Consider the following 9,980-nt stretch of genomic DNA (forward strand, 5'->3'; position numbering starts at 1 on the left):
AATAATGTTAAAAACCCACCAGTATTATGATAAATGAAATTAAATCAGTCAGCAGGTGTGATATGTAGGGCACGAACAGGTTTTTGGTTTTAATATACCCATACATTTCAAAAAATGACCCCAGTCCCTGCAAAAGCAGAACTGAAACCAAGGTATTCATTGGAGGCATATAGTGAAGCAGCCCGAATACCACTAAAACAATCGCAATAGAAATTGAAACTGACAGCTTGATGTTTTCGGTGAACTTATAGATTAACCTCATGAAAAACATCAGGGGGATGAACTTGAGCAATTCTTCAGCCATCATTGAAAATATCAGCCCAACAGTACTTTCAACAGTGACCCCCAATTCTTCAGGAGTGGAAATAGGTGCGCCTGCAAGGCCAAAGATGTCTAAAACAGAACCCACACAAATGGAATAAATCATATATCCTGCAAAAAGCAGTATTGCAAGAATTATTTCATTTTTTGTAGGTTTTCTAAATATCAGTGAATAATCCCATTTTGAAAAATAAAGTAACGGAATAAGCATTATGAAACAGAATAAAACGCTTCCGATAAGTTCTGATTCCAGGCCGACAATACCATAGGCCAGAAATGAAATCGGCACACTTAACAACAGTACTAACCATCCTCCCACAGAAATTCTCGGATTATGCTTGTAGAAAGGAAAGTCCCTTGATTCATCGAATTCTAAAAATTTCATCATAGCACCAACAATAAGATAAACTTGATATTTATACAATATTTAGACAAAATAATATATAACTTAAACTATTTTTTAAATATTATCCAAAATTAATCACTAAATTTATCTAGCCCCTGTAAAATTAGATTAACATTTAAATAATACTAAAATTAAAATTAGATATGGTGATAATTTGTTAGAACAATTCATACCGTTTATCGGATTAATTATTTTTGGAAACATTGAAAACCTTATTCTAGCATCCCAGGGTGTTGTTGCAGGTGTAAACCCTAGAATTTTAGGATTACTAAGTATAATTGTAGTATTAATATGGATATTTATCGGATTTGTGGCTACAGAAGCGGCAATGCAATATTCAAACTATATCACATTTTTAGGTGGTCTTGCAATTGTAATATTAGGTTTCCAGTCAATTCACGGCGCAGTCAGAAATCTCAGAAAAGCTGAAAGGGGTGAACAATAATGGTTGATTTAAAAGCTTATGCTCCATTTACCGGTTTGCTTATTTTTGGAAACATAGAAAACTTAATTCTGGCATCACAGGGTGCCGCTGCACATGTTAATCCATTTATTTTAGCTGGATTAAGTGTATTTGCAGTAATCATATGGCTTTTGATTGGAACATACGGAACCAAAATTGCTATCAAATACGCAGACTACATCGAAATTTTCGGTGGAGTAGTCATTATACTTTTAGGTTTCGAGTCAATGATGGAAGCAACAGGAATCGCATTATTCCCTTAAACTCCTATTTTTTATCTTAACTGTGACATTACGTCACATTTTTCTTATTTTTTAATAAAAACTTATTTTTGAAAAAGGTTATAAATAACCGATTGCCATATTTTAATCGAGGAATGCTTATGGTCGATACAGAATGGCAAAAAGATAGAATCGTGTTAACTCCAACCAATCTTTATATGGAATATATCCTGTTAAGCTACAACAATTACCTGAAAGACAAGCTTGAAGACATTGAAATTACATACGGCGAGCTGACATATATCTATAACATCAAGTTCTTCCCGTCAATTTCACAAAGAGAACTGGCGGAAATTCTTTTCGTATCCGAGGCCAATGTTGCCAAGATGGTTAAAAAACTGGTCAACAAGGAAATTGTTGAAAAGAGAAAGGATGAAACTAACAAAAGTAGAAATATCCTCAGATTAACTGAGAAAGGAGAAGAACTGTTTGTTAAAATTAACCTCATAACCTGCGGCTGGGAAAGAGAAATTACCAAAAATTTATCCAATGAGGAATTTTTCAAATTTAAAGAGCAGTTATACGATTTAATTAAACAGTCAACCGAAATAAAATAAAGTAACCTTTATATATTAAAACCATTAAAATAGATAAACAAGTCTTAACCAAGTTAAGTCTTTTATAAATTAACGAGGTAATAACAATGTCAATCTATGATTTTGAAGTAAAAGACAGTGACGGAAACATGGTTTCCCTAAGCCAGTTCAAAAACAAAGTACTGTTAATTGTTAACACTGCAATAAAATGTGGATTTGCACCACAATACACCGAATTAAATGAAATGTATGCAGAATTCAATGAACAAGGTTTTGAAATTTTAGATTTCCCATGCAACCAGTTCGCAGACCAATCTCCAGGAACCATAGAAGAAATTACAGAAGTATGCCGCAACAAATGGCTGGTACCTTACCAGATTTTTGACAAAATTGACGTCAACGGAGAAAATGCAGATCCGTTATTCGAATACCTTAAAAATGAACAGCCATTCACCGACATAAAAGGTAAAGGCGCAACAGCATTGAAATTAATGTTAAGAGCAAAAGACAGACACTACAAAGACAACAATGACATCAAATGGAACTTCACCAAATTTTTGGTTGACCGTGAAGGAAACGTCGTTAGAAGATTTGAACCTACAGAAAATTTGGGCGATGTCAAAAAAGCAATTGCGGATTTAATTTAAACAATTAAATCCCTTAATTTTTTTAATAACAATTACCAAATGATTATAAAGAGGTAATTAAAATGGACAAATACGACATTATCATTATCGGAGCAGGTCCCGGAGGACTTACCGCCGCAATATATGCCGGCCGTCAGGGAACAAAAAACCTGATGATTGACAGGGATCTTGCAGGAGGAATCGGCCGTGAAGTGCCTGAGATGGAAAACTATCCTGGTTTTGACAACATTTCAGGTTTGGAGCTTATTGAAAAAATGAAAGCCCAGGCCATAAAAAATACAGAACTTCACGAAATGGAAGCTGTTGAAGAAATTATACAAACTGACGACGAATACAGATTCACCGTTAAAACCAATAAAGATCAGTACCAATCAAAAACAATAATACTGGCAACAGGAAGCTCACACAGACATCTTGAAGCAAAAGGTGAAGAGGAATTCAAAGGAAAAGGAGTAAGCTACTGTGCAACCTGTGACGGATTTTTCTTTGCAGGCCGTGACATCGTCATGGTAGGTGGTGGAAACAGCGCACTCCAGGAAGCATTATACCTGAACAACTTAGGCGCCAATGTTACTTTAATCCACAGAAGAGATGAATTCAGAGCTCAAAAACACTTGCAGAATATGATTAAAGAAGCGGGCATCAATACTATCCTCAACGCAACTGTTGAAGAAATCAAAGGAGAGATGCTTGTAGAATCAGTTATTTTAAAAGATACAAAAACAGGTGAGCTTACAGAACATCCGACCAACGGAGTGTTCATCAGTGTCGGATACATCCCGCATACTGAACTTGCAGTTCAATTAGGTGTTGATTTAGACGAATCAGGACATATCATCATAGACAAAGAACAAAAAACCAATGTTGACTATGTTTATGCAATCGGTGATGTTTGTGTTGGACTGAAACAGTGGGTTGTAGCATGCGGTGAAGGTGCAGTTGCAGCAACTTCAGCATACCATGATTTAAAACAAAACAGTTAAGCACGTTCTTTTAAGAACATGTAAATGAAAAATGCAATGACCAATACAACAATTACCGGCAGTAACCACATGAATATTTTAAGCAACAATACTGCTGCAAATATTGCAATAATAATATAAATCAAATCTTCGAATTCCATGTAATTCACTTATATTAAATATCATATATAAACTTTAAGTGAATTGCAAAACTTTTCTTATTTTTTAGCAATGCTGTCAAGCTAAGATTTTTTTGACAAACTATAATAAACATTAACTCTAAAAATAATATCATTATATTTTCATGGAGTATAAAATGACAATCATAGTGATTAATAATAAAGGGCAATACAACCATAGAATTCAGAGAAGTTTGCAATATCTCAATATTCCCTCAAAACTTGTTTCAAACACAACTTCAATAGAAGATATTGAAGCTGAAAATCCTATTGGAATTATTTTGGGCGGAGGACCTTCTCTTGAAGGAGCTGGAAACAGCGAAGAGATCATAAAACACTTTGACATACCTATTCTGGGAATTTGTCTTGGACACCAGTTAATCGCAAAGGCTTACGGGGGAGAAGTTTCAACTTCAGAAACTGAAAGTTATGCTCAGGTGAAAATAAATATTGATAATGATGAAAACCTATTTGAAGGATTAGCACCTCAAATGGATGTCTGGTCATCACACAAGGATGAAGTTAAAAGCATTCCTGAAGAATTTGAAATCCTGGCCAGTTCCAACCTATGCGATGTCGAATCCTTTAAACATAAAGACAAAGATGTATATGGAATCCAATTCCACCCTGAAGTACATCACACTCCAAAAGGAGAAATTATTTTTAAGAATTTCTATAAAATCTGTCAAAAGTAAGGTGTAAATAATGATTGATAATGCAGAAGATTTAGCTAAAAAAGCACAGGATAATAAAGTCGGTTTAAAAAGACAGTTTGTCAACATCCCAATTGGTGATGAAGAATACGGATTTAGAATTTCAGGAATAGGAGCAAAATCCGTAAAACTTGAAAAATTTGTCAAATACGACGACATTATGGAAGCTATAGAATCCGGTAATGATTATGGTCTTGAAGCTATGATTAAACAAATCATCGAAGATTATGAAGAAGAAGACGAAGAGGAATAAAATGTTAAGCCCTAAAGAATTTATTGAAGATGCTGTAAAAAAAATCAAAGAACAAATTGGAGATGAAAAAGCTATTATTGCATTATCCGGAGGAGTGGACAGTTCAGTTTGTTCAGTACTTGTGCAACAAGCAATAGGTGATAATTTAACCGCAATATTTGTTGACCACGGTCTTTTAAGAGAAGGTGAAGTTGAACAAGTAACAAATACTTTTAAAGACAGATTAAACTTTAAATTTGTTGATGCTTCCGATGAATTTATGGATGCCCTTGCAGGATATGATGATCCTGAAGACAAAAGAAAAATCATAGGAAAAGTATTCATTGACGTGTTTGAAAGAGAAGCAATAAAATCAGGTGCCAAATACCTTGTTCAAGGAACCATAGCACCGGATTGGATTGAAACCGAAGGTGAAATCAAATCTCACCACAACCTGGCTCTTCCAAGCGGAATGGAATTGGAATTATGCGAACCTATCCGTGACTTATACAAAGATGAAGTTAGGGAAATCGGTGACGAATTAGGATTGCCTGCAACAACAGTATACAGACAACCTTTCCCAGGACCTGGTCTTGGAGTACGTGTTGTTGGAGCATTAACCAGAGAAAATGTTGAAATCTGCAGAAAAGCAAATCACATTGTCCGTGAAGAAATTGAAGCTGCAGGAATCGACAAGGACGTATGGCAATACTTTGCTGTATTAACCGATACCAAAGTAACAGGTGTAAAAGGAGACCAAAGGGATTTCGGATACCTTGTGGTTGTTAGGGTCGTTAACTCAATCGATGCTATGACCGCATCAGTTGCTGAACTTCCATGGGAAGTTGTCAGAACAATTTCAAAAAGAATCACTTCCGAAATATCTGAAGTCACTCACGTTGCACTATCCGTTAGTGACAAACCACCTGCAACCATCGAATTCTGTTAAAAAAAATACTTTTATAGTATTTTTTATTTTTACTTTTTTTAAAAACCATGAAAACCACAAAAAATGCTTATCTAGCCAAATTAACAGAACAAATCCAAATGAAATCTGTTAAAGTTGGAAAAAATCTTGAAGGAACAACCCCTCCATCAGTGTTTATCGGCAGATGGTCCTATCCTAAAGTATATGCCGGACCTATGATGAGTTCACAGATGGGAGATACATACATCATGGACTCGCCGGAGTCATGGATTGGACAAAACAAGACCCAAGATGAAATAATCAACTACAGAATGAATCTTGTAAGGGGAAAACAGCTAATCAAGATTGACGATTTGGAAAACCCATTTGTTGAAAAGCTCCAGGACATATCCCTTGCATCCAAATCAATCGACAGTGAAGCCACCTTCGGGCGCCGACCTACAGGGTCTCTTCTTACCGAAGACAGCATGCCCCACGGACCGAGTGCAGTAATTGAAAAATTTGACATTGATGCGGTAAGATGGGACAAACAGCTTGAAAAAACCTTTTATGATACTGATTTGAAGGCAAGTGAAGCGGTTGTTAATCTCCATGACAAGGACGTTCCATTTTCAGCGATGCAAAAGGCATTTTCAGTTGGAGCCATAGGAACCAAAAACAGAAGAAAACTTGTTCCTACACGATGGTCCATTACCGCCTGCGATTCAACCCTTGCCGATGAGTTTCTAAAGGAAGTAAGGAAATTTGAAAGACTGGACACATACAGGGTTTTCGAATTCGGAGCTCTGAACAATTATTATATAATCATTTTGACACCTACAGAATGGCAATACGAATGGTATGAAGCATTTATCAAATTGATGAAAAATGAGGAACTGATCTTTTCAGATTATGAAACAAACGGAGGCAAAAAGGAATATTCCATTGTAGGTGGATGTTACTATACCGCTAAAATGGCAGTTCTAGATTACCTTTTAAAAATCAAAAGACAATCCGGACTGATAATCTTAAGAGAGGCATATGACGGATATGTTCCTCTGGGAGTATTTAACGTAAGAGAAAACATCAAGGAAGCAATGCTCAGACCATATCTTGAATTTGAAACATTGGAGGATTGCCTGAAATATTCCGGTGAAAAATTAAGAATTCCGATTAGCAGGTACGTAAAGCAGGGAACACTGCTGAACGAAATGCTTCACACAAAACAGACAACATTGGACATGTACTTTAAAAGTGAATGAATATGTTTAAATTTAAAACACCCTCTAAAAAAACATTGGAAACAATGTCTGAAATTGCAAAAGGAAATGTCAATGAGAACATGGAAGCAAAAGCCATTGATAAGATTAAGTCATTGACAGGTCATGAAAATGTTAAAATCACATCCAGCGGCAACAACAGTATTTTTATTGCACTTTGCGCAATTGAAGGAGACCTAATAATTCCGGATCAGGGCGGATGGCACGGTTTTAAACAGATTGCAAAATTTCTCGGAAAAAATATCATTACCCTGAAAACAGATTTGGGTCTCATCAGCACAGAATATCTTGAGGAACTGGACGTTAAAGAAAATTCTGCTCTGATTTACACCAGTTTTGCAGGATACTGTGCAGAACAGGATACCAAAAGCATATCAAAATACTGCAAGAACAATAACATCACCACAATTGAAGATGCTTCCGCAGGAATCGGAGACAGCGAAAAAAGATTAGGTAACGGAAAATATGCGGACATCATAATTGCATCTACAGGGTCACCAAAAATCATCAACGTCGGAAGCGGCGGATTTATAACATCAAATGATGAGGACATATTTAGAAAAACTTCACTTCCCCAAAAATTAAGCAAAACATCACAAATTGTATGTGGTGGTATATGTTGCGAACTTGATAATGTTGGAGAAAAACTTGAACTTACAGTAAATGCAACAAAACATTTAAAAAACAATATAGAAACCACATTACATGCAAATAAAAGAGGCGTTAATGTAATTATTCCGCATGATAATGCAAAGGAGATAAGTTGGAATCTGAAAAAATTATTGCCTATTGACAAAAGCGGATTTATCACAACATGTCCCAACTACAACAGGGTAAAGCAGAAAGCCATTGCAGTTGAAATAAAAAATCTTGCTTATGAATGCCTTGAAAATGAAAACCTTGAAAAAATAATTGAAGAGATTAATAATCAACTGTAAGTTTTGATATTCTATCAATCAGAATATCCTCAACAGACATGTTCTCAAGTTCCAAATCACTTATTTTATATATCTCTTTTAACTTTCCGTCATCACCGGCCAAAACGCTGTCATCACGGTCAAACATGTCGGATAACTCAGTGGAATGATCTTGACAGTTAATCAGAACTGCACATAAGTTCATTTCCCCTTCTTTTAAACCTAAAATCTTGAAGGCTTTGGAAATCTGACGCTGAGCGGAACACCTCAAAACAACTTCAACACTGATGTCCTTTGCCAAATTTACACCACGCCCGAAAGCGAGAAAAGCCTGATTGACACCATGAATTATATGATTTTTGGAGGCTATGGCATCCGCATTTAAAAGCTGAATTATTTCACCTTCATTTTTAATTCCATCAATCTGTGAAAGGGTTTCGCCAACTGAATCTATTGTGGACCTGAAACCTAAAATCTCTAAATTATCCATATACATAAAACCACTAATCCCTAAGTAACCTGTTAACTCCGGCAATGTATGCCTTTACACTGGCATTGATAATGTCCGCTTCGGTTCCCCTTGCTGAGACGACCTTATCTGCCTTTTGAAGTTTAATTATTACATCAATAAAAGCATCAGTACCGCCAGTGATTGCATCTACGTGATATTCAATAAGTTCTATATCCTTAAAAACATCCAATGATTTGATTGCATTGATTGCGGCATCAACAGGACCCAGACCAACACCGGCATTCAGTATTTCCTCACCGTCAATGGTAATTTTAACGGAAGCAGTAGGCATTACCTTATTACCTGACACTATAGTAATTTCATCCAGCTTGATTCTGTCCTCATGATTTATCTCCAAAACATTATCGGCAATGACCTGCAAATCAACATCAGTAACGGTTTTTCCTTTATCAGCAAGCTGTTTTATATCATCACAGATTTGCTTAAGCTGAACATCATTAACATTCAAACCAATTTCCTTCAAACGGGTGTTTAAACCATGTGTTCCCATGTGCTTGCCTATAACAAACTTGCGTTTCCTTCCAACAAGTTCAGGAGTAATCGGTTCATATGTAGCAGAATTTTTAATGATTCCGTCAGAATGAATTCCTGATTCATGAGCAAATGCATTTTCACCAACAATCGCCTTGTTAGGCTGGATATATACACCAGTCAATCTGGCCACCAATTTGGAAACATCATAAATCTGGTCAATTTTAATATCTGTTGAAAAATCGGAAAGTAACCTCTCAATACCCACTACACATTCCTCGAATGAAGTGTTTCCCGCACGCTCACCGATGCCATTGATGGTAGTGTGAATTTCACTAGCGCCGCCTTTAATTGCAGACAATGTATTGGCCACAGCAAGACCGAAATCATTATGGCAGTGACATGAAATAGGAACTTGAATATCATTTAATCTGGAAAAAAGGTCATAGGATGAATCAGGTGTTAAAATACCTACTGTATCACAAACGCAAATCCTGTCTGCCCCATGGTCAATTGCATTAACATAAACATTTCTTAAAAAATCAAATTCACTTCTGGATGCGTCTTCAGCAGACAATTCCACTACAAGGCCATGATCTTTACAGTAATCAATAGCGCTGTTGGATAACTCTAAAAGTTCATCACGATTACATTTCAGTTTATCATATATATGTAAATCTGATGTAGGAACTACCAAATTAACTGCATCAACATCACATTCCAAACAGTAATCAATATCAACAGTTAACGGTCTTGAAAAACTTAAAATTTCAGCATTGAAACCTTGATTGGAAATTTCCTTAATAGAATCCCTTTCACCTTGGGATGTAATAGCAGAACCTGCTTCAATAAAATTAACTCCGATTTCATCGAGTTTAGTAGCAATTCTAAATTTCTCCTGGGGAGTTAAAGAAACACCTGGAGTCTGTTCTCCATCACGTAAAGTAGTATCTAATATTTGGATATTCAAAAAAATCACCTAAAATTTCAATAGAGGTATTATGTAATTAAGAATATTAAAAACAGATAAGAAAAAATAGTAATAATTATTGTAATAGAAAGCTTGCAGCGAAATGAAATTCCCATAGAAAACCATAGTACACAAACAAAACACAAAAGGACTTCACTACTGG

General features: G+C 35.8%; 14 protein-coding genes. 10 read left to right on the top strand and 4 right to left on the bottom strand.

Features of this window, described 5'->3' with window-relative positions; all coding sequences use genetic code 11:
* Positions 1–7 precede the first annotated feature (7 nt).
* Positions 8–706 carry a CPBP family glutamic-type intramembrane protease gene (locus E7Z81_RS04795; RefSeq protein WP_292744873.1) on the bottom strand — a complete coding sequence of 233 codons (699 nt, stop codon included), beginning with the start codon at positions 704–706 and terminating at the stop codon, positions 8–10.
* A gap of 175 nt (positions 707–881) precedes the next feature.
* Between E7Z81_RS04795 and E7Z81_RS04800 the strand changes: the two genes are divergently transcribed.
* From E7Z81_RS04800 to trxB, 5 genes are all read left to right on the top strand, one after another.
* Positions 882–1,172, top strand: coding sequence for a hypothetical protein (locus E7Z81_RS04800; protein ID WP_292744875.1), 291 nt, complete (start codon positions 882–884; stop codon positions 1,170–1,172).
* Positions 1,172–1,453 (top strand): hypothetical protein, encoded by a 282-nt coding sequence (locus E7Z81_RS04805; RefSeq protein WP_292744877.1) that lies wholly within the window; start codon positions 1,172–1,174, stop codon positions 1,451–1,453. Before E7Z81_RS04800 ends, E7Z81_RS04805 begins: the two co-directional genes overlap by 1 nt.
* 119 nt (positions 1,454–1,572) lie before the next feature.
* Positions 1,573–2,028, top strand: a complete 456-nt coding sequence (locus tag E7Z81_RS04810) for a MarR family winged helix-turn-helix transcriptional regulator (RefSeq protein WP_292744879.1) — start codon at positions 1,573–1,575, stop codon at positions 2,026–2,028.
* A gap of 86 nt (positions 2,029–2,114) precedes the next feature.
* Complete coding sequence (locus tag E7Z81_RS04815) at positions 2,115–2,654, top strand: glutathione peroxidase (protein WP_292744880.1); 540 nt, start codon at positions 2,115–2,117, stop codon at positions 2,652–2,654.
* Between the two features lie 56 nt (positions 2,655–2,710).
* Complete coding sequence (gene trxB / locus E7Z81_RS04820) at positions 2,711–3,637, top strand: thioredoxin-disulfide reductase (protein ID WP_292744903.1); 927 nt, start codon at positions 2,711–2,713, stop codon at positions 3,635–3,637.
* Here trxB and E7Z81_RS04825 read toward each other — a convergent pair.
* On the bottom strand, positions 3,634–3,777 hold the full coding sequence (locus tag E7Z81_RS04825; RefSeq protein ID WP_292744882.1) for a hypothetical protein: 144 nt from the start codon (positions 3,775–3,777) through the stop codon (positions 3,634–3,636). The genes trxB and E7Z81_RS04825 overlap by 4 nt on opposite strands.
* A gap of 155 nt (positions 3,778–3,932) precedes the next feature.
* Between E7Z81_RS04825 and E7Z81_RS04830 the strand changes: the two genes are divergently transcribed.
* Genes E7Z81_RS04830 through E7Z81_RS04850 form a run of 5 tightly spaced genes read left to right on the top strand, consistent with a single transcriptional unit; the run spans position 3,933 to position 7,865 of the window.
* Positions 3,933–4,490 (top strand): GMP synthase subunit A, encoded by a 558-nt coding sequence (locus E7Z81_RS04830; RefSeq protein ID WP_292744884.1) that lies wholly within the window; start codon positions 3,933–3,935, stop codon positions 4,488–4,490.
* Positions 4,491–4,500: 10 nt separating this feature from the next.
* Positions 4,501–4,761, top strand: coding sequence for a hypothetical protein (locus E7Z81_RS04835; RefSeq protein WP_292744886.1), 261 nt, complete (start codon positions 4,501–4,503; stop codon positions 4,759–4,761).
* Position 4,762: 1 nt separating this feature from the next.
* Complete coding sequence (gene guaA, locus E7Z81_RS04840; protein ID WP_292744888.1) at positions 4,763–5,689, top strand: glutamine-hydrolyzing GMP synthase; 927 nt, start codon at positions 4,763–4,765, stop codon at positions 5,687–5,689.
* Between the two features lie 47 nt (positions 5,690–5,736).
* On the top strand, positions 5,737–6,909 hold the full coding sequence (locus E7Z81_RS04845) for a hypothetical protein (RefSeq protein ID WP_292744890.1): 1,173 nt from the start codon (positions 5,737–5,739) through the stop codon (positions 6,907–6,909).
* A 2-nt stretch (positions 6,910–6,911) separates the two neighbouring features.
* The gene (locus E7Z81_RS04850) at positions 6,912–7,865 is read left to right on the top strand and encodes a DegT/DnrJ/EryC1/StrS family aminotransferase (RefSeq protein WP_292744892.1); all 954 of its coding nucleotides are present in this window, start codon (positions 6,912–6,914) and stop codon (positions 7,863–7,865) included.
* On the opposite strand, the gene cgi121 is transcribed toward E7Z81_RS04850, so the two are convergent.
* Positions 7,849–8,334: a KEOPS complex subunit Cgi121 gene (gene cgi121, locus E7Z81_RS04855; RefSeq protein ID WP_292744894.1), complete on the bottom strand. Its 486-nt coding sequence runs from the start codon at positions 8,332–8,334 to the stop codon at positions 7,849–7,851. The two genes, E7Z81_RS04850 and cgi121, sit on opposite strands and share 17 nt — an antisense overlap.
* A 13-nt stretch (positions 8,335–8,347) precedes the next feature.
* Positions 8,348–9,817, bottom strand: coding sequence for a (R)-citramalate synthase (locus tag E7Z81_RS04860; protein ID WP_292744897.1), 1,470 nt, complete (start codon positions 9,815–9,817; stop codon positions 8,348–8,350).
* Positions 9,818–9,980: the final 163 nt, after the last annotated feature.

Source organism: Methanobrevibacter sp., from assembly GCF_015062935.1.
Classification (GTDB): domain Archaea; phylum Methanobacteriota; class Methanobacteria; order Methanobacteriales; family Methanobacteriaceae; genus Methanocatella.